Raw genomic sequence first — 20,071 nt, forward strand, 5'->3', positions numbered from 1 at the left:
CAATTAGTTGTCAATTATCATAGTTCGCCTCATTCTTGATTGCGCCAGCACTCGAACAATAGGCTAGGACATAACCCAGTACTGTATTCCAAATTGCTAGAGAAATAATTGCTAAAAGCAACAGCGACCATTCACTAGGTATTTTTAGCAGTAACCCGAAAATAATACTCATTGAACCGAGAGTATCGGCTACCGAAAGACTGTGGAGTTTGAATAATACCGATCTGTTGCCGATTAACGGTAATGTTCCCCAGAACCAGAAAATAATGCCAATAACTATCAAGCCATAACTTAAAACATCAATCATACTTCGTTCATCCGTTTAATTAAATTTGCCAAGAGCATTAACGCCGCATTGCCTACACTCAGAATAATGACTGCAACTACCCCAATCGACCAATCATCACGCCAGACGGAGATAACCAACATCATAATTGAGGTTTTAGTAGCAATACTGGCAAATGCCAGCATTTTTTGCCAGATATCATCATCTTGGCAAGCTTCATAAATTGGTATTAGTAAAGCTAAAATCATCGCTATTAAAATTGAATCCATGTTTAATTTTGATTAGTTTAAAAAAGTTTAAAAAGTAGAAAATAATTTGGTTTTTCTGGTGGTATATATTAGTTTTTGCTTGGAGTAAGATGTTTTCATATGAACATTTTTGACGTTGTCATAGTAGCTTTGAAGGCTAATAAAAAGCTAAATTTAAAACAATTTTTAGGACTTGATATATTTTTGTTAACAGTCGCAAAGCGGTTTTAAGCGTGTTTATGTGCTGCTAGATAGCTATTTTAAAAAATAGAATGTTCATATATGAACATTTTAAAATGAGCAAAAAAGATTGTTGTTAGCGATAAAAAGAGGGAATTTTATAGTTTTATTTTAATTTTGATATTTAATCAGTATTTGTAACTCTTGTTTTGTTAAATTATTATGGCGAAGAGCGAATATTTAAGGTAAGAATAAATAATTATAATTATTTCTAGCGGAGTTTTTTTCGTTTAACTTGGTGTACTTCATACCAGCCCTGTTCGTCATATTTCACCACAATAGTTTTAGGAGTAAAAGTAATCAAAAAGATATCCAAAAATATAAGTCCTGGTGTTCTTCGAGGTTTAACTCTTTTTCTAACAATTCCTTCATCGTTATGGGGGCGTAGCATAATTTGGATCGCTTCTACATAAGCCTGAGGAATTGCCACAATAATTTCCCACAACACCCGAAGCCAGTCTTTTAACCCTCCTAAGGATGTACGACTACGGGGTAATAACAAGGCGATCGCCACACCAATAATGATATTTGCCAAACTATAATCGGCGGTAAGTAAAAACCAGATTGTCAGTCGCAGGATTATATTGAGAATTGCGCTCGCGTCCATACTGTCCAAAAAAGTAAAATTAACATCAAACTCATCACCCCAATTAAATGATCGAATTGTTCGATCGCCCGTGGTAATTTGATTACCAACTTTTGAAAAATTAAAAGATATGCCAGCCAGCCAATAGCAATTGTTACCAGTGGTTTAACAATATTTTTAAGAGTGTAAGCTTCGTAATAAAAACCATTTGCTGCAATTAATCCGCCGAGTAAGATAACCATTGCCCACCAAAAACCAGGGTGTATCTTCTTTCCCTCTTTAAGCACCACGTCATCATGCCAACCCTGTTTTCGATGGGGTAAAAAAATAAATTTGGCAAAGGAAATTGCTGTTCCCAATGCAGCAATGTTCATGGCAATAACCTGCCAGGGTAAGAGGTTTTTGGTAGTTAACACCTTTGCCCCAAAGCCAGACAATAAGGGAAAGCCAGAAATCGAAAAACTAGCGATCGCACTTGCAATCCAAATCTTGGTATCAATGGGCTGTTGCTGCAACTGTTTAAAGTTACGACTGGGTAAAACACCCGCAATTAAAAATAAAGCAGACTTTACTAAACCATGAGTCAGGGCATAAAAACCGGCTACCACTGGCGCAGCAAGGACAAAACCTAATTGAGAAATGGTGTGAAATGCTAGCATCCGCTTAGTGTCTTTTTCAAATACGGCATAACCAACTCCTAAAAGTGCCGTAGCAACACCAAAAAGCCGAACGATAGGATCGATTTCTTCTAACATCAACGCGCAACGCACCAGGGGAAATACACCTGCTTTGACCACAACACCTGAAAGCACCGCTGATACTGGGGTTTCTGATTCGGAATGAGTTGAGGGCAGCCAAAAACCTGAAACAAAAATACCACCCTTGACTAATAATCCTAGAAAAATTAGGGCGATCGCCTCAGGAGGTGAACCGAGCAAACCTGCATAATTAAAGGAATGATGTGCCTGATATACCAGCACCGCACCCACTAAATAAAACAGCATGGCTACATTGCTGATGAAAAGGTAGCGCAATCCTACCCAAATTGATTTGTCAGTACGAGGATAGGCAATTAGAAGAAAAGCAGCAATACTAATTACTTCTAACGCTACATACAGGCTAATGAAATCGGCACAGATAAAAGTGGCGTTAACGCTGCCATGCAGAATAGTTATCTGCATATAGAAGAAAGCTTTTTTACCGCTTTGCCAACAGTAAAAAATTACTGCTGCTGTAACCAAAGCATTAGTTAGGATAAAAAAGCCACTTAATTGGTCGATGAGTAAAGTAACGCCGAAATTATCTAGTAACTGGATATTTAAAGGCGATCGCTCTAAAAATATCTGTAAGGCATAGCCAGACGAAACCAATGCTATCCCCAATGCCAACCAGCGATCGAGCTGGGGTAGGAGATAAATCACGAACCCGATAAAAAATGGTAAGGCAAGCCAGGCGAGGGTAATGGCGATCATAGCGTATTATTCTCTTCGATCGCGCTAGTTTCCAGTGTGGGATTATTCTTTGCCAACTTCATAACTCCCACCAACATCAAAGCTTGTATTGACAAGCCAATGACAATCGCTGTTAAGATAACCGCTTGGGGAACAGGATCGGCATAAGCAACATTGTCTTTATTGCCCACAATTGGCGTAAACATACCATTCCGTGATGCCACTAATACGTAGTAGGCAATTACCCCTGTACTCATAATGTCCATCGAAATGATTTTCATCACCAGATTTTTCTTGAAAATAATCCCAAAAAATCCACATAATACCGTGGCAAAAACACAAGCTTCTAACATATTTTATTTAACCTTAAACATTTATCATTAAACACTTTTTAAAGCTTGAAAATTGCTTATTTTAAACTTAAAAAAAGTAAAAATAACTAGGCAAAATTTGACATTTCAATTCACAAAGATAAGTTATTAAGTTTGTACATAGACTAGACACTCATCGTCATTAGTTAGCGTAAAAGGGTAAAATTACTCAAGAAACATAAAGTTACGATAATTGGTTTTGGTTGGAACGATCGCGTAACCTACAAAAAATACCACCAATAACTTTTTTTAAATACCATTTTTGAGTAAAAAAATCATTGGAAAAATCAACGCAATGCGGAAGATAAACCAAGAAGCAAATTCTAATGCTTTTTGAGGGGAAATATCTACATTTTTAGATTTTAATTCGATTGTACTGGGTAATATTAACACTGCCGCAAAAACGTAAACAGTAAAACAAAACCAAACTAAAGTATTTTGCTCTGTAACTAAATAATTCATGATCTTTATTAGACCTATAGATTTATATCTATAAAAAAACTTTTTGCATAGTAAATATACTATATTGCATCCAAGAAAAAAACAACCACAGATGTATTTAAGTTTTTACTCTCTGTAAGGTAGTTAATTAAACAATTCTTAAAGTCAATGTCAGATAATTTTTAGATTAAGTGACAGCTAAAAAGTATTTTCAATCAATGAAATTGTTAACTAGATATTTTTATCAAATCAAATTAGACAAAGCAATTCTTTGGTGTTATTTAATTTGGTACTTTGTTATAGTTTATTTTTATTTCGATCCTTCGCCTAAAATATGGATTAATGCGATCGGCATTAGTGGTGTAATCGGTACTGGTTTGATGTTGAGTGTTTCTTCTAAGAAAATTGGTATCAGAGATCATTGGCAGACATTTAGGTTATATCTAATGCCGTTTTGTGTTTCCAGTTTTTCTGCATTGATCAAAGGCCAAGGATTTATCGCAGTAATATCACCAAAAATTCAAGAAACTACTGTAGCAATATCTTGCTGCGCTATCTTTCTGTTAGTTATTATATTAATCAAATTAATTAAGCACAAAAGCGTTTCCTAATTCAATTAATAATTCAATTAGTAGGGTGAGCTATTGCCCACCTGCCAATTATTGATTATTGGTAACAGCTAAATCTGGCTTTTCTACTACTTCTCCTTTTTGGAAAGCAAAGCGTAGTAGAGGAGGAGCAATAAAGGTAGTTAAAATTACCATGATAATAATTGCTGCCTGTAAAGGCTTATCTAAAACGCCACTGGCTGCACCAATACCAGCAAAGACTAAACCAACTTCCCCCCGAGGAATCATCCCAACACCAATGGCTAAACGATTTACTTTCTCTTGACCAAAGACTGCCCAACCAGTAATCACTTTACCGATAATCGCTACCACAATTAAAAAAGCTGCAATCACCAATCCTTGACGATTATCAGCACTGGCGGGATTCAAGACGCTGAGATCGACTCTTGCCCCTACCGATATAAAAAAGATGGGAACTAAGATGTCTGCAATCGGAATAATTTGCTGATCTAACTCTTTACGTTTGTCAGTCTCATCTAAAACCAAACCAGCAGCAAAAGCACCTAAAATTGCTTCTAAATGAATAGCATTAGCTAAAAACGCCATCGACAGAGCAAAGATTAACGCAGGAATGACTAAATTACCTCTAGTTTGTAATTTTTCGGCGATCGCAACAAAGCTTTTATTAAAGAATTTACCTAAAAAGATCGAGCCTAACAGAAAAGCTGTAGCACTGATAATTAAGTAAATTAAATTAGTGACATCTACTTCTCCTGTTTTTGCCAACGATGCCACTACCGCTAAAACAATGATGCCGAGAACATCATCAATCACCGCTGCGCCGACAATAATCTGACCTTCCGTAGATTTAAGCTGTCCTAACTCCGATAGCACCTTGGAGGTAATACCAATACTGGTAGCAGTCAACGCTGCCCCCGCAAACACCGCAGGAATAGTTGGCATTCCAAAGATGAACATCAATCCTACTGTACCAGCGACGAAAGGAGCAACAACACCAACAACTGCAACAATCGCCGCTCTCGAACCAACTTTTTGTAATTCTCTTAAATCCGATTCTAAACCAATTTCAAATAAAAGAATAATTACTCCTAGTTCGGCTAAAACAGAGATGACTTCACTAGAGGAGGCAAATACCTCTTCAATGCTTTCAGGATTTAAACCCGCAATCTGCTGCAAAATAGTCATCACAACCGAATCGCTAGCAACCGCCCCAGCTGAGGGAAATACTAATAGGTGCAATGCTGAAACTCCAACCAGTACGCCAGCCACTAATTCCCCTAGTACAGGAGGTAAATCGACTAATTTAGAAAGTTCTCCCCCCAGTTTGCTTGCTAGATAGATAAAGATGAGACTTAATAAAACCCCCGCTAAAATCATCGGTGCAGCTTCAGGATCGGGCGCGGTTGCTAATAATGGGAAACCTAATTTACTATGAAATATTGATTCTAGAGGCATCATAATTATTTTTTTGATTTGGTTAGAGGAAGATTAAATCTGGCCATCAGCTTTTGGTTGTTCAAGCTAACAGCTTTAAATTATCCGATCGCTTGAGGATTAATTATTTCCCCTGTTTGGAGATTAATTGTTTCGCCAGCAAAATCAGCAACGTGTTGGTCAACATAATTGACTGCTTGTTTTAAAGCTGTAGTGCGATCGCTAACAATATTTTGACTGGGTATTTGTGCCATTACACCCATCTTTCTTAAGCGTTTTTCCGCTTGACCTTGTAAACCAACTAAGAACACTTGACGGCCTTTTTCAATTGCTTCAGCGATCGCATTTTCTAAAGCTAATGCCGAAGTTACACCCAAAATTGGTACTTCTGATATATCTAAAACTAATGCCTGATAGTCGTTAATTAAATTGTGTTCGCGAGAGATGGCTTTGGCTACGCCGAAAATCATTGGACCGCTTAGGTAAAATAGCAGTACGCGACCATTAGCTCTTTCTAGTAACTGTTTTTCTTCATTGTTGAGTACAATTTCTTCATCGTCATAAGTAACAGCCTTAACTTTTTCGGCTCGTAAATTAGACAGACGTTCGATAGTCAAAATGTTGGCAATGAATACACCTACACCTACAGCTACAATCAAGTCAACAAAAACAGTGAGGATAATTACCCCATACATAATAAATGCTGCTTTAGGAGAAATTTTGTGAGCGCGTTTCAAGAAACCCCAGTCCACAATATCGATCCCGACTTTAAAAGCAATACCCGCTAAAACTGCACTAGGAATACCTGTTAAATACTGACTTAAGCCTAAAACTACTACCAGTAAAACTAAGGCGCGAGTCAAACCAGATAAAGCAGTTCTACCACCAGCTTGAATATTAACTACCGTACCCATAGTTGCCCCCGCACCAGCAATACCGCCAAATAAACCAGCAACTAAATTACCAATTCCTTGACCGATTAATTCTTTATTGGAATCATGTTCGGTACGGGTTAAACTGTCCGCTACCAAGGAAGTAAGCAGCGCGTCAATACAGCCCAGCATCCCTAATACCAAACCGTTAACCACCATGGTTCGCAGTTGCTCAGGAGTAAAGGTAGGAACTTGTAACTTAGGTAAACCAACTGGAATTTCACCAATAGTACGAATATCAGCGTTACCAAAGAAAAAGATCGCAATTAAACTGCCCACGATTAACGCCAATAGCTGAGGAGGGATGAATTTCTTGAGCTTGGACGGATAAAAGAACAAAATCCCCAAAGTCAAAGCAGCAAGTAATGTTTCTAAGGGATTAATATTTACCACTAGGGACGGTAAATTTTGTACTGTACCTAAAGCACCGCCCTTGGGACTGTCCTGACCTAAAAATGGCGCAGCCTGTAAAATAACTAGGATTAACCCAATACCTGACATAAATCCAGATATCACCGTGTAGGGCATTAGGGTAATGTATTTACCTAATTTAAAAAATCCAAAGATAATTTGGAAAATACCTGCTAGCATGACGACGGTAAATGCCATTGCCAAGCCATTTTCAGGATCGGCAGCGGTGAGAGAGGCAATTACGGCAGTCATTACCACTGTCATTGGACCAGTCGGTTCAGAGATAAGACTGGGAGTTCCGCCAAAGAGGGCAGCAAAAAAACCAATTATAATTGCGCCCCAAAGCCCCGCCGAAGCTCCCGCACCAGAAGCAACCCCGAAAGTTAGAGCCATTGGTAAGGCGATAACCGCAGCAGTGACACCACCAAAGATATCGCCTTTTACGTTCCTAAAGTGAATCCTGTTAGTAATTGACATTGTGAAAACCTCGAATGTAATATTGGTAGATTTTACTATGGTTTAAGTTTTTAATCTTGACAAAGCAATAAAAACTATGTTAAAAGGACGAATCATAGAGATGACTCAACCATCAGAATGTAAATTTGATAAGCACTCAGAATTAAAATTCCACTTAGACATTGAAATAACAACGGGCTAGAAAAGTACCCCAAACTTAAAGAAACAACACCAACAGAAGCTAAAGCTAGTCGATGAACTTCGTCAGCTATTTTTAAACCAGTCCAGATAATTACTAGTCCCAAGAGAAATAGAATGCAGTGTGCCATTAGATTACACAGATTTTTAATTTGGTCTGTTATCAAACTGACATAGATAATAACCAATCGTCAAAATTATTTAATTGATTTTAGTCTATGTAAATATCGTACCGGAATAAATGAAAAAAGCAATATTTACAGCTTGAAGTTTTTTTATCTGATGAGTAAAAAAAGCTGATGAATCAAACTTACTAGGCTAAAAAAACTATTATTTGTATTGATTTCACGTTAAATATTATTGTCCCGAGCAAAAAATAGTTAATTATTCAGCAACTTTAATTTCTTGGGTACAAACATAGTTTGACTCACGCTATGGTATGTAATGGTCTTAAATTATCAATAACCAAACGAGAGCGTGAAACTAGGAACACTATACGGTATCAGTGTCGGTACGGGAGATCCAGAACTAATTACCGTCAAAGGCTTGCGGATCTTGCAAAGCTGTAATGTCATTGCTTTTCCCTCTGGTATCAATAATCGTCCAGGAATAGCCCAAAATATTATTCAATCTTGGCTACAGCCGCAACAACAAATTTTACCGTTAGAATTTCCCTATGTTCAAAATGAAAAAAAGCTACAGCAAGCTTGGAAAGTAGCAGCTGTAAAAGTTTTGCACTATCTTCAACAAGGAACTGATATTGCCTTTGCTTGTTTAGGAGACATTAGCTTTTATAGTACCTTTACCTATTTGGCACAAACTTTACAGCAATTACATCCCGAAATAAAAATAGAAACTGTGCCTGGAGTTTGTTCGCCGATGGCGATCGCTTCTATACTAGGAATTCCCTTGACGGTTAATCATCAGCGATTAGCAATACTTCCTGCTTTATATTCAGTCCAAGAATTAGAAATAGCGCTGGATTGGGCAGAGGTAGTAGTTTTACTCAAGGTTAGTTCTGTTTATCAGCAAGTTTGGCAAATTCTACAGCGAAGAAATTTGTTGGATTCTAGTTGGATCGTCGAAAAAGCTACTTTTCCCGAACAAAAGATTTATGGGAATTTAAGTAATTGTCCTCAGCTAGATTTGTCTTATTTTTCAATTCTGCTCGTCCATCAAGTGATCGATAATCAAGATGTCTAGCAATATCGCAAATTTACTTTACAAAGAATATTGCAAAATATTTTAAATTTGTCAAAAGTTATACAAAATGAATAATTAGCATGTTACTTTTGGGAGTGAAGTAGAACCGATCTATAAGTAAAAATAGCAGGAGCTTATTGCCTTGGATACTCAACCTACAAATCAAATGCCAGAATTATTTCGCGAAGATATTAGCGAGTACGTAGCACAGTTGCAGCTACATATGGCACTCCAAGCCCGTAATTTAGTACCCACGCTGACTAATATTAGTGCGGCCGACAGCAGACAACAAATGCTGCAAGAAACTCAGGCGATCGTTGAGAAGTTTGCCTCACGCCAATCTTTATAAAATGCTGAGCGATAGGAATAAGTCTAACCTCCCTTCAAGTTAGGCTTATTTTCGCTCTTTAACAAAACATTTATCAAAGTTTGAGTTAAAACTGATTAGATACATACAATTTAAGCTGGTTGTCGATGCCACAGTTACGATTAACCTGGAAAAATACTCAAGATCTCGTCATTGACTGGGAAATATGACTTTATATTATTGGCTAATATTGGCTAAAATTCCAGTGCTTTTCTAAAGGTTGAAAAATCGATATTATCCGAATTTATCAGAGAATATACGCAAATATAAAATAATTATGTTCGCAGTTATTTTAGGTTTAATTATTCTTGTGTGCGTCTATAAAAATAGATGGTATAACTGATATATAATTGAGTAACTATTACAATCTATGCTTAATTACAATAGTTGTGAGCGAAAATATCTCACACTTTAATAATTTATCAAACTAAAATTAAATTTTTAAAGTGTGAGATTATTTTACTGTAAAAATATAGTTATACGTAATGATAAGTTTAGATATATTTTAATTTTAATTATTAATTAAAAAAGCGTTTATTAAGCTTTTGAATGTTTAAAAGATTGCCTGAAAAGTTTTGAGAAAATATTCAATATTGAAGCCCTATTGAGCTAAATATTATCTGTAGTTTTAAGGCTAATTATTAGCTGGGACTACTTTTTAAAGCTACGGCAATAGTTAGAAATTATCTACTCTGACTATTGCTCATTACCCAATAGTGGTAGATGAACAAGAAGTATAACGAGAGACTACAAGAAAAAATATTAATCGTAGATGACTTACCAGAAAACGTCAGGCTCTTATCATCTTTGTTGAGAGAGCAAGGTTATCGGGTTGATTCGGCTACTGATGGTCAGATGGCTCTGTCTATAGTTAGAAAAGAATGTCCAGACTTAATACTGCTGGATATTATGATTCCTGAGATGGATGGCTATCAAGTTTGTCGTTATTTAAAATCGGCAGACGAGACGCGACACATCCCGATTATCTTTTTAAGCGGTTTAGATTCGGAATTTGATAAGATTGAAGCCTTCAAGGTTGGAGGTGTTGACTATATTACTAAACCTTTCTTTGTCGAAGAAGTTGTGTTTCGGATTAAAGCACAACTATCGATTATTCAGCAGCAGCAGAAATATCAGCGAGTACTTACCGAGCAAATAGCAGAGCGAAAAATTGCTGAGATCGAATTAAATAAATCTCGTGCATTATTAACCGGGGTCTTAAATAGCTCTTTAGATGGAGTTGCTGCCTTTGAGTCAATCCGCGATCGCCAAGGACAAATTGTTGATTTTCGCTGGTTAATTGCTAATCCTGTGGCAGCAATGACGGTTGGCGGTACAATTGAAACCCTTAAAGGAAAACGTTTGTTTGTCGAAAGTTATCCTGGACATTTGTTTGATGGCTTATTTGAGCAATTTGTTCAGGTAGTGGAATCTTGCACTGTACTCGAACAAGAATATGAATATAATTCTTTTTCACTTAAAGCCTGGTTTCATATTGTAGCGGTCAAGCTTGGTGATGGTTTTGCGATGACGTTTCGTGAGATCAGCGATCGCAAACAAACAGAAATAACTCTGCAAAAAGCTAATCAACGCCTCACTTATCAAGCAAATATTGATAGCCTGACTCAAATAGCTAATCGTCGTCGCTTTGACGAATATATTACTCAAGAGTGGTCGCGGTGCGCTAGAGAAAGAGAATATTTATCTTTAATATTATGCGATGTAGATTACTTCAAAGCCTACAATGACACTTACGGACATCAAGCAGGAGACAACTGTTTACATGAAGTGGCCAAAGGAATTGAACGAGCCGTTAAACGGCCTGCTGATGTAGCATTTCGTTATGGCGGAGAAGAGTTTGCCATTATATTGCCCCATACTGAAGGAAAAGGAGCAATCAAAGTCGCAGAAGATATACATCAACAAATTCAGGATCTACAAATACCTCATGTCTCATCAGATGTTAGTAGTGTAGTCAGTCTGAGTCTTGGAGTTTCCAGTATTATTCCCGCTTCAGATACCCGAACCTCACCTCACACCTTAATTTCAGCTGCTGACGATGCTTTATATGATGCCAAACTTAAAGGTCGCAATCGCGTCATCTATAAGTTAGTCGAGTTTAGTTAAACTGCCAATCTTCCATCCCTTGAGGATCGCAACTAGCTAACTAGCTGATTTATCGATCGTCTTGCAAGATTACATACTGAAGTTAAAATCAGTAAATTCCTGTAAGATGTCAATTTATATGTTGATTAAACATATATGCCACTAGTATTTATTTTTAATAATGTACTAAATAGACGTTTTAGACAGATAGCCTAATTATCACCATCTTAAATTACTTAATAATTATTCTCAATAATTGTAATAATTGTTAAGTACGCTGCAATTTTAATGCAGTTTTTATTTATATCCTATTGTGTACTCGACGGATATTATTTTTTCTTTTAAAGTTCTTTTAGAGATTTTGACTATCGGCCTATAGATATTGCCATTTTCTAGTTGGACGAAATTCTAATTTAAGATGTTTATCTAGTAAAAAGGTATTGATTTAATAAAATATCTAGCTATGCCGTTTTTGACCAATCAATATTGTGATAATCGATACTGTTTTCTCGGGAGGGCTTAGCAATAGACAATACTTTAAATCAAAAGCAGTAATGTATTAACTTAGCAAAAATTGAAATTAGTAAAAATTATCATTAATAACTAGCATCTATCTTTTGCTTTATTGCTGTTAAAAACAAATATTATTTTTATTTATCCGTATTAATGTTTAATTTTAGGACATATTCATGATTAAAATACTTGTGGTGGACGATCAAAACTTCACCCGACAAGCTTTACAGGCAATCTTAGAAGCTGAATCAGATTTAGAAGTAGTGGGGAAAGCTACTAATGGACAAGAAGCTATTAAGTATTTAGAACAAACAAAAGTCGATATTACTATTGTCGATTTAGAAATGCCAGAAATGAGCGGTTTAACCGTTACCAAAATACTTGGTCAGCGTTTTCCAGAAACTAAAGTAATAATTCTTAGCAGTCATGATGATGAGGATAATATTAACTCCGCAGTTGAATTTGGGGCTAGAGGTTATTTACTTAAAAATACTTCTTCGCAAGAAATTATCGATACAATTCGTGCTGTTCAACGAGGTTATTTTCAACTAGGTCCAGGATTGTTTGAGAAACTGCTTTCCCATCTAATTCGAGAAAGGGAACAAGCCGCCGATAACTTGTCTAATTTGGAAAATAATTACACTCGCTCAATGATTGAACTTGAAAAAAAAATTATTTCTCAAAACGAAGCTGAAAGACAAGCAATGTATCAAGAATTAGAGCTTCAAATACTTAGCTTAAAACAAGATTTTCGTCAGGGATTAGAGAATTTTCAATATCAAGTCAGCAATCAATTGCAAAACGGGATAGAAGTAGCTAATCAGCAGTTAAATAGAACCATACCAGGTATTCAAAAAATAGAAATGCAGATTGATCATCGCAACCTTGAGCAGCAAAGGTATATTAATACTTTGTTTGCTGGAACTAAACAAGCAATTAAAAAATTAGAGAATCAAATTAATTCTGTACGTTATTTTGTAATTTTTCTTAGCACCATCTTTTTTATTGTCGGTGTTAGTATGTTAGTCCTCAACTAGCTATTCGAGCTAAAATTAAACTCGATCCAGAAATGTCATCGAATTCAGACTAAATTATTTGATTAGTTTTGAGCAAAGCTTCACACCAGTTAATTTATTTATATAGTTAGAATCTAAATTACTTTAAACCTTTATCTGTACCGCTGTTTTGGGTTTGATTTTGAATTTAACCATGGCTGCGCTAGGAAATTTCGGTAATCCCTACAAGACTAATCAATTCAAAAATTTAGATAATGTTGTTTAGCACTCGCCACCGAAGAGTGCTAAATTTGCAAATGGAATATGTAGCGAAACGGAAAAGAAAATCCTATGGCGAAGATTGTTTCGTTTAATGAAGAATCGAGACGGGCATTAGAAAGAGGAGTGAATGCTCTGGCTGATGCTGTGAAGATTACTCTCGGCCCCAAAGGTCGTAATGTCTTGTTGGAAAAGCAGTTTGGCGCGCCTCAGATTGTCAATGATGGAATTACCGTCGCCAAAGAAATTGAGTTAGAAGATCCTCTAGAAAATACTGGTGCAAGATTAATTCGCGAAGTGGCATCCAAAACCAAAGATAATGCTGGTGATGGAACAACTACGGCGACAGTTATTGCTCAGGCATTAATTAAAGAAGGTTTAAAAAATGTAGCAGCAGGAGCTAATCCTGTCGCTCTCAAAAAAGGTTTGGACAAGGCAACTGCCTTTTTAGTTAAAGAAATAGCCTCAGTAGCTAAACCTGTGGCTGGTGAGGCGATCGCTCAGGTAGCTACCGTGTCTTCAGGCAACGACGAAGAAGTCGGCGATATGATTGCTCTGGCGATGGATAAAGTTACCAAAGATGGGGTGATTACCGTAGAGGAATCCAAATCTTTAGCTACTGAGTTAGATGTAGTTGAAGGGATGCAAATCGATCGCGGATATATTTCGCCTTATTTTGTGACCGATCAAGAACGTCAAATTGTTGAATTTGACGGTGCGCTAATTTTAATTACCGATAAGAAAATAAGCGCGATCGCCGATTTAGTTCCTGTACTAGAAAAAGTAGCTCGCGATGGCAAACCTCTACTAATTATTGCTGAAGACTTAGAAGGTGAAGCCTTGGCTACTCTGGTAGTCAATAAAGCCAGAGGAGTCTTAAATGTAGCAGCGATCAAAGCCCCTGGATTTGGCGATCGCCGTAAGCAGATGTTACAGGATATAGCTGTCTTAACAGGTGGTCAGGTAATTTCAGAAGAAGTAGGTCTGAGCCTCGACAGCGTTGATACAGATATGCTGGGAACAGCAGATAAAATTACCATTGATAAGGAAAACACAACCATTGTTTCTGGTTCTGGTAATAGTGATGATATTGCTAAACGAGTTGAGCAGCTACGCAAGCAGCTAGAAGAAACTGATTCTGATTACGATAGCGAAAAACTACAGGAACGCATCGCTAAACTAGCGGGTGGAGTGGCAGTCATTAAAGTTGGTGCAGCCACAGAAACCGAACTTAAAGACCGTAAATTGCGCATTGAAGACGCACTCAACGCAACTAAAGCAGCAGTAGATGAAGGCATTGTTCCTGGTGGCGGGACAACTCTAATTTATTTAGCCAAAAAATTAGCTGACTTTAGAAGTCAGCTGAAAGATACAGAAGAACAGGTTGCGGCTGATATCTTTGCCAAAGCTTTAGAAGCTCCATTATGCCAGCTAGCTAATAATGCGGGAGTTGAAGGCTCTGTAATCGTTGAAAAAGTTAGAGAAAGTGATTTTAACGTTGGTTACAATGCTCTGACTAATGAATTTGGTGACATGATTGCTGCGGGAATTATCGATCCTGCAAAAGTAGTTCGTTCTGCGGTGCAAAATGCCTCTTCAATTGCGGGAATGGTTCTAACCACCGAAGCATTGGTAGTAGAGAAACCCGAACCCGAATCTGCTGCGCCTGCTGGTATGCCTGGAGGCATGGGCGGTATGGGCGGCATGGGTGGCATGGGCGGTATGGGCGGCATGGGCATGATGTAGTGCCGGTTTTTCTACCCAAAAATTGAGACAAGTAATCAATTAGCTTATGTCTTGAGGTAAATCTTTGATTAGATTGCCTCTTTTTTTTTTGCCAGCTTTTCTAATTAAAAATAGCTTAAGCTTTTAAAAACTAATTTAATCTAATTTGAGACTCTGTTTGATTGAGATGAGAGGTATCTCCGCAGAAGTCTAATTGCCAATTATTATCTTGGCTACGAACCACTTTAGTTAAACAGCAAAGAGCAACCTTAAAATATTCAGTATCAGGAACAAGACCATAAGTGACACCATGTACCGATGCACCATGTCCCACAATTAAAATATTTTCGGAAAATTCAGCTACAAGTTTTTTAGCTGTTTCTGCTGTACGCTGATTAACGTCCGCTTTGCTTTCAGGATATTGAGGAATTAGACAAGATTGATAGTTCCAGTCGATTAAAGGATATTTAGCTGCCAAAAAGTCCTGAGGATGAATTTCAGGTGCTTCGCTCATCCATTGAGGATTATGCCATTCACCCAATCCCGCCTCTAGCTTGATTGGTAGATTTAGAACTTTTGCTACTTTGTTAGCAGTTTGGATAGTTCGTAAAAAAGGAGATGCAAAGATATGACTGATATTTTCAGATTTGAGTCTTTGTCCTAATTCTGTTGCTTGTACAAAACCATCTTGTGATAAGGGAGGATCGTAACGCCTGGCTGCCGTATTGAACCATTCGGGATTAACAAAATCAAGACGATTACCATGTCTGGCAATCCAAACTGTTTGAGACATTATTTAAAGTGGTGCGATCTGATTGAGAATATTATTGTCGCTCAATATCAAGTAAAAGTTTGGTCTGAGTATCGAACATAAGATTCTTAGTGTAGCTTACACCGCGATAGGTGTAATAGTGTATTGGTCTAATCAAATTATTTTGATTAGCATCTTGAGCATTAGCAAGACAATACTTTTTGAGTAATATCGCAGATTGAAGCTGCTGGGGTCTAACCTCTATTTTCTGAGATTGATAATTAATGCCACGGTAAGTCAGTTTCATCGTATTTTCTGGGTAATTTTAAATTTGAAAATCAGCAAATTTATCGATTACTATTTGATACGTAAGACATTAAAAAAAATTGCAGTCATCATCGAAAGATATCAACTGCAATAGCTCATAAATATGAAAAAGTGGGTCAAAAATTATACTTTATTAACGGAAGATTACTTACAGGCCAAAGATTCGCGAGTATCGACTCCAGTTTGAGGATTAACTCCAACAGCATTTTCACATAGCTGTTTCACCTGCCATTTCTCTAAAACCGCAAAAGAGAAATCTGTCCCATCTATCTTTGCATCTTTGAAAGTAGAAAAAGATAAAATAGACTCTTGAAAATTAGCATTAGTCAAATCTGCACCATCAAAGTTGGTTAGATAACCAAAGCCATAGCTAAAATCTGCTCCTGATAAGTTAGCCTTAGCCAAATTAGAAGCATTAAATACTGCTCCTCTAATATCTGCATTGCTAAAGTTAGCCTCTTCTAAGTCTACTTTGGCAAAATCTACGCTCTGCAAAACTTTACCCGAAAAATCTTTATTCTTGAAGTCTAATTCGCTAAAGGTAGAAGGAGTAACAGAAGAGGAACTTCCTGCTATAGCTGGTAAGGGAAAAAATAAAACAATTAACAGCAACAAAAATGCACTTAGTCGGAGAAAATATTTCATGGATTAAATTTATTTTTAAGCAAATTAAGCTCAAAAGAATACCGTCTTTAATTGTAAATCGTCTTTTACCTCCAGTGCGAGGAATCATCCCCATAGCCATAAAACCATCATGGAACATAATTCAATAGATTTTTCGAGTCTGCTACAGCAGCTATTAGATAGACAATCACTGTCTCAATCTCAAGCTGCACAATTAATGGAAGGATGGTTGCGATCGCAAATTCCTGCCGTATTGTCTGGAGCAATTCTGGCAGCTATTCAGGCAAAAGGAGTTACTGCCGAAGAATTAGCAGGAATGGCGCAGGTGCTTAAATTTCAATCTTTACAACAACAAAACATTAGTTATGATTATCCTGTTATCGATACCTGTGGCACTGGCGGGGATGGTGCTTCTACCTTTAATATCTCAACCGCAGTAGCCTTTGTTGCAGCAGCAGCAGGCATAAATGTGGCTAAACATGGTAATCGTTCTGCCTCCAGCAAAGTTGGTTCAGCAGACGTTTTAGAATATCTCGGCGTTGACCTCAATGCTGCACCAGAAAAAGTCAAAGCGGCGGTGGATCGAGTGGGGATTACCTTTCTTTTTGCCCGTGGCTGGCATCCTGCAATGAAGAGCGTTGCACCTTTACGCAGCACCCTCAAAATTAGAACCGTATTTAATCTTTTAGGTCCTTTGGTAAATCCTCTCTGTCCGACTGGTCAAGTAATTGGAGTCTATGACAGCGCCTTTCTTGACAGCATGGCAAAAGCTTTGAATCTGCTCAATATTTCTAATGCTATGGTGATACACGGTCGAGAAAACCTGGACGAAGCAGGATTGGGTGATGTTACAGACTTGAGTATGGTTAATAATGGTAAAGTCAGTTCAGGAATTCTTAATCCTCAAGCTTTAGGTTTAAAACCTGCCTCTGTTAGCGAACTAAAAGGAGGGGAAGTTGAGGAAAATGCCGCTATCTTACGCAACGTACTACAGGGAAAAGGAACATCTGCACAACAAGATGCTGTAGCTTTGAATGCTTCTCTTGCTTTACAGGTAGGGAAGCTTGTACCTTTTGGCGATCATCTTAAGGGAGTAGTTATTGCCAAAGAGGTGATGGGCAGTGGGGCAGCCTGGTCTAAGTTAGAAGAGTTGGTCAAGTTTCTCAAGAAATAAGAAGTTATCGAGCCTGGATCGATAAAGTTTTGAAAACGTATCTCCAATAAATGAAACAGATGAAAACGATCGCCCAGCTTGGTTATGTTCGATCTCAAAAATGGGAACTATAAATCTAAGTTATTAGCTAAATAAAAAGCAGGTAATTACTCTCTGTCGGCTTTGAGATTAAGTTAAGTAATTATATGGCTATAAAAAATCGAAAAACTACCTTTGGGTCTAGTTTTAGTCGTTCCTTTTGTTTTGCAAATTTTTGCTGCGGTAGGATTGACGGGCTATTTATCGGTGCGTAACGGACAAAAAGCGGTTAAGGATCTGGCTACGCAACTGCGAGGGCAAGTTAGCGATCGCGTCGGTCAGCATTTAGACCGCTATTTAGCTTTACCCCATCAAATCAATCAAATCAACGGCCAGGCGATCGAACAGGGGTATTAATCGATGTTAGCAATTTACGTGGCTTTGGTCGCTATTTTTGGCAGCAAATGCACGTTTTTGAAGACTTCGGCTACATTAATTTTGGTAATTCTCAAGGTGACTTTGTCGGAATTAATCGCAATGATGATAATAGTCTACGCCTCGATTTTATCGAACAAGCTTATTTGGGAGAATACCACGGTTACGCCACAGACGATCGCGGTAATCCTACCCAACGAGTTATTGTCGATGAATTTGATTTTCGAGTCGATAGTTGGTATACAGATGCGGTCAAAGCTAGTCATCCTTTGTGGAGTGAAATCTATACTTGGGATGATGATGTGCGACTCGTTTCAGTCTAACTACATCTTGTAGGAACGCTGAGGGTATTATCTAGAACCTAGAAAATACAATAACTCTAAATTCATGTAGGTTTAATTCCTACCGACGAATGAGACGTTTGAATCCATATCCTATGTGCTGTTAGATAACATCATAGTGGTGCAGAGCTAGGATAAAAGCAGATAGCTAATAGCCGAATTTGGTAACTCTGCAAGGGAAGTTGTTTAAGTTCAACAAAGTCTAACTAATTTTACAATATCTTCGTCAAGTTAAAGTAGTGTAACGGCTTAATACACTACTGCCAAAAGGCAACAGAGGTACGTATTTCTTTTAGAGTTGGAAGAAATAAAAAGAATATTAAGATTCTTCTTCTTGATATTTTCTCATCATTATACCTCTGGGAGTATAGATTAGGGACTAAGAACAACGCGAAATGAAGTTAGGGAACGGGATAACCCCATATTTCTATCAAGACACCCTTGATAAACCAGATGTGAAGCGTATGAAATATGGGAGTAGGATGCTGTAAAAAGCCAATGCTTAACCTGAATTAACAGGTAACGCCCGACAGGGATGGATGTAATGTCTGAGATATGCTGACGTGCAGCCGTGAGTGTAGTAGGGAAATAAGTAGTTCTTAATGACTAATACAGCATCGAATCGATGATTGTGGTTTATAGAACAAAATATAAAGTACCGAAAAGCCAGAAGGAGCCGTGTGCGGTGAAAGTCGCAAGCACGGTTTTGAATGGGAGTGTCAGAGGGCGACCTCTGGCTCGACCCCTAACATACCGATAATATTTATTACAGCTTTAGGAGATACAGAAGATAAAGTTAAAGGCTTGTCTTTGGGAGCAGTTGATTATATTACTAAACCATTTACAATTACAGCTACTATGCAAAAAAATCATTTACCAAAACCAAAAATTAGCCAAAGCCAATCGACAATTGCAATATCTAGTTAATTTTGATGGCTTAACTCAAGTTGCCAATCGTCGTCATTTTGATCGATATTTAGAGCAAGAATGGAATAGGTTGCAAAGATCACAGCAACCACTATCTTTAATTTTGTGCGATATTGATTATTTTAAAAACTATAACGATTACTATGGTCATCAAGCAGGAGATGACTGTTTGCAAAAAGTAGCTCAAGCTTTAAAAAATGCAGTCAAGAGATCCGCAGATTTAGTTTGTCGTTATGGTGGAGAAGAATTGGTGATTATTTTACCCAATACCGATTTAACAGGAGCAGTTGAAATAACTCAACTAATTCAGTTGGCAATTAAAGAACTTAAACTGGTTCATGCTCATTCTCCTATTAGTAAAAATATTACGCTTAGTTTGGGTATTAGCTGCGAAATTCCCCATTCACAATCTTCAATTAAGTTCTTGATTAATGCTGCCGATACTGCTTTATATAGAGCTAAAAAACAGGGAGGCGATCGCTATCATCTGTTTAAAATAGATTGACTATCAAGTTAATAGCTAATAGTTAATAGCTAATAGTAAAGACCTAATTTTTAGGCTGCTGCAAAATGCCAGACGATTATCTAGTTCTCAAAACTTATCTGACGAGCGACTCCAGGGAGGTTTCTTATAATTCTAAG

The 20,071-nt window shown here is 37.4% G+C and carries 23 protein-coding genes; 11 read left to right on the plus strand and 12 right to left on the minus strand.

Going from position 1 to position 20,071, the window contains the following annotated elements; all coding sequences use genetic code 11:
• Positions 1-10: 10 nt before the first annotated feature.
• The 6 genes from V6C71_03085 to V6C71_03110 form a co-directional block, all read right to left on the minus strand.
• Positions 11-307 (minus strand): monovalent cation/H(+) antiporter subunit G, encoded by a 297-nt coding sequence (locus tag V6C71_03085; GenBank protein ID HEY9767478.1) that lies wholly within the window; start codon positions 305-307, stop codon positions 11-13.
• Complete coding sequence (locus V6C71_03090; GenBank protein HEY9767479.1) at positions 304-555, minus strand: hypothetical protein; 252 nt, start codon at positions 553-555, stop codon at positions 304-306. Before V6C71_03090 ends, V6C71_03085 begins: the two co-directional genes overlap by 4 nt.
• Positions 556-985: 430 nt before the next feature.
• Positions 986-1,381 (minus strand): Na+/H+ antiporter subunit E, encoded by a 396-nt coding sequence (locus V6C71_03095; GenBank protein ID HEY9767480.1) that lies wholly within the window; start codon positions 1,379-1,381, stop codon positions 986-988.
• The gene (locus V6C71_03100; GenBank protein ID HEY9767481.1) at positions 1,354-2,832 is read right to left on the minus strand and encodes a cation:proton antiporter; all 1,479 of its coding nucleotides are present in this window, start codon (positions 2,830-2,832) and stop codon (positions 1,354-1,356) included. The genes V6C71_03095 and V6C71_03100 overlap by 28 nt, the downstream gene beginning before the upstream one ends.
• Positions 2,829-3,164: a cation:proton antiporter subunit C gene (locus V6C71_03105; protein ID HEY9767482.1), complete on the minus strand. Its 336-nt coding sequence runs from the start codon at positions 3,162-3,164 to the stop codon at positions 2,829-2,831. The genes V6C71_03100 and V6C71_03105 overlap by 4 nt, the downstream gene beginning before the upstream one ends.
• 267 nt (positions 3,165-3,431) lie before the next feature.
• The gene (locus V6C71_03110; GenBank protein ID HEY9767483.1) at positions 3,432-3,644 is read right to left on the minus strand and encodes a hypothetical protein; all 213 of its coding nucleotides are present in this window, start codon (positions 3,642-3,644) and stop codon (positions 3,432-3,434) included.
• 197 nt (positions 3,645-3,841) lie between these two features.
• Here V6C71_03110 and V6C71_03115 point away from each other — a divergent pair, with 197 nt between their 5' ends.
• Positions 3,842-4,234, plus strand: coding sequence for a hypothetical protein (locus tag V6C71_03115; protein HEY9767484.1), 393 nt, complete (start codon positions 3,842-3,844; stop codon positions 4,232-4,234).
• Positions 4,235-4,282: 48 nt separating this feature from the next.
• On the opposite strand, the gene V6C71_03120 is transcribed toward V6C71_03115, so the two are convergent.
• The 3 genes from V6C71_03120 to V6C71_03130 form a co-directional block, all read right to left on the minus strand.
• Positions 4,283-5,671 carry a cation:proton antiporter gene (locus V6C71_03120; protein ID HEY9767485.1) on the minus strand — a complete coding sequence of 463 codons (1,389 nt, stop codon included), beginning with the start codon at positions 5,669-5,671 and terminating at the stop codon, positions 4,283-4,285.
• Positions 5,672-5,748: 77 nt separating this feature from the next.
• Positions 5,749-7,467, minus strand: coding sequence for a SulP family inorganic anion transporter (locus tag V6C71_03125; GenBank protein ID HEY9767486.1), 1,719 nt, complete (start codon positions 7,465-7,467; stop codon positions 5,749-5,751).
• 92 nt (positions 7,468-7,559) lie between these two features.
• Positions 7,560-7,775: a hypothetical protein gene (locus tag V6C71_03130; GenBank protein ID HEY9767487.1), complete on the minus strand. Its 216-nt coding sequence runs from the start codon at positions 7,773-7,775 to the stop codon at positions 7,560-7,562.
• A gap of 346 nt (positions 7,776-8,121) precedes the next feature.
• On the opposite strand from V6C71_03130, the gene V6C71_03135 reads away from it, so the two are divergent.
• The 5 genes from V6C71_03135 to groL all read left to right on the plus strand — a co-directional run bounded on the left by V6C71_03135 (position 8,122) and on the right by groL (position 14,853).
• Positions 8,122-8,847 carry a precorrin-2 C(20)-methyltransferase gene (locus V6C71_03135; protein HEY9767488.1) on the plus strand — a complete coding sequence of 242 codons (726 nt, stop codon included), beginning with the start codon at positions 8,122-8,124 and terminating at the stop codon, positions 8,845-8,847.
• A 142-nt stretch (positions 8,848-8,989) separates the two neighbouring features.
• Entirely contained in the window at positions 8,990-9,196 is a 207-nt protein-coding gene (locus V6C71_03140) for a hypothetical protein (GenBank protein ID HEY9767489.1), read from the plus strand.
• A gap of 741 nt (positions 9,197-9,937) precedes the next feature.
• The gene (locus V6C71_03145) at positions 9,938-11,341 is read left to right on the plus strand and encodes a diguanylate cyclase (GenBank protein ID HEY9767490.1); all 1,404 of its coding nucleotides are present in this window, start codon (positions 9,938-9,940) and stop codon (positions 11,339-11,341) included.
• A gap of 668 nt (positions 11,342-12,009) precedes the next feature.
• Positions 12,010-12,870: a response regulator transcription factor gene (locus V6C71_03150; protein ID HEY9767491.1), complete on the plus strand. Its 861-nt coding sequence runs from the start codon at positions 12,010-12,012 to the stop codon at positions 12,868-12,870.
• 309 nt (positions 12,871-13,179) lie between these two features.
• On the plus strand, positions 13,180-14,853 hold the full coding sequence (groL, locus tag V6C71_03155; GenBank protein HEY9767492.1) for a chaperonin GroEL: 1,674 nt from the start codon (positions 13,180-13,182) through the stop codon (positions 14,851-14,853).
• A 130-nt stretch (positions 14,854-14,983) separates the two neighbouring features.
• Here groL and V6C71_03160 read toward each other — a convergent pair whose 3' ends face one another.
• The 3 genes from V6C71_03160 to V6C71_03170 all read right to left on the minus strand — a co-directional run bounded on the left by V6C71_03160 (position 14,984) and on the right by V6C71_03170 (position 16,555).
• Positions 14,984-15,625 (minus strand): histidine phosphatase family protein, encoded by a 642-nt coding sequence (locus V6C71_03160; protein ID HEY9767493.1) that lies wholly within the window; start codon positions 15,623-15,625, stop codon positions 14,984-14,986.
• Positions 15,626-15,656: 31 nt separating this feature from the next.
• A complete protein-coding gene (locus tag V6C71_03165; protein ID HEY9767494.1) occupies positions 15,657-15,890 on the minus strand; it encodes a DUF4278 domain-containing protein in 234 nt (77 codons plus the stop codon).
• Between the two features lie 164 nt (positions 15,891-16,054).
• A complete protein-coding gene (locus tag V6C71_03170) occupies positions 16,055-16,555 on the minus strand; it encodes a pentapeptide repeat-containing protein (GenBank protein HEY9767495.1) in 501 nt (166 codons plus the stop codon).
• 109 nt (positions 16,556-16,664) lie between these two features.
• Here V6C71_03170 and trpD point away from each other — a divergent pair, with 109 nt between their 5' ends.
• The 5 genes from trpD (at position 16,665) to V6C71_03195 (ending at position 19,934) form a co-directional block, all read left to right on the plus strand.
• Positions 16,665-17,708: an anthranilate phosphoribosyltransferase gene (gene trpD / locus V6C71_03175; protein ID HEY9767496.1), complete on the plus strand. Its 1,044-nt coding sequence runs from the start codon at positions 16,665-16,667 to the stop codon at positions 17,706-17,708.
• Positions 17,709-17,921: 213 nt separating this feature from the next.
• Positions 17,922-18,143, plus strand: coding sequence for a hypothetical protein (locus tag V6C71_03180; GenBank protein HEY9767497.1), 222 nt, complete (start codon positions 17,922-17,924; stop codon positions 18,141-18,143).
• Between the two features lie 47 nt (positions 18,144-18,190).
• Entirely contained in the window at positions 18,191-18,484 is a 294-nt protein-coding gene (locus V6C71_03185; protein HEY9767498.1) for a hypothetical protein, read from the plus strand.
• A 696-nt stretch (positions 18,485-19,180) separates the two neighbouring features.
• Positions 19,181-19,429: a response regulator gene (locus V6C71_03190; protein HEY9767499.1), complete on the plus strand. Its 249-nt coding sequence runs from the start codon at positions 19,181-19,183 to the stop codon at positions 19,427-19,429.
• Positions 19,323-19,934, plus strand: a complete 612-nt coding sequence (locus tag V6C71_03195; GenBank protein HEY9767500.1) for a diguanylate cyclase — start codon at positions 19,323-19,325, stop codon at positions 19,932-19,934. Before V6C71_03190 ends, V6C71_03195 begins: the two co-directional genes overlap by 107 nt.
• Positions 19,935-20,071: the final 137 nt, after the last annotated feature.

Origin of the sequence: Coleofasciculaceae cyanobacterium (assembly GCA_036703275.1) — a bacterium.
GTDB lineage: Bacteria > Cyanobacteriota > Cyanobacteriia > Cyanobacteriales > Xenococcaceae > Waterburya.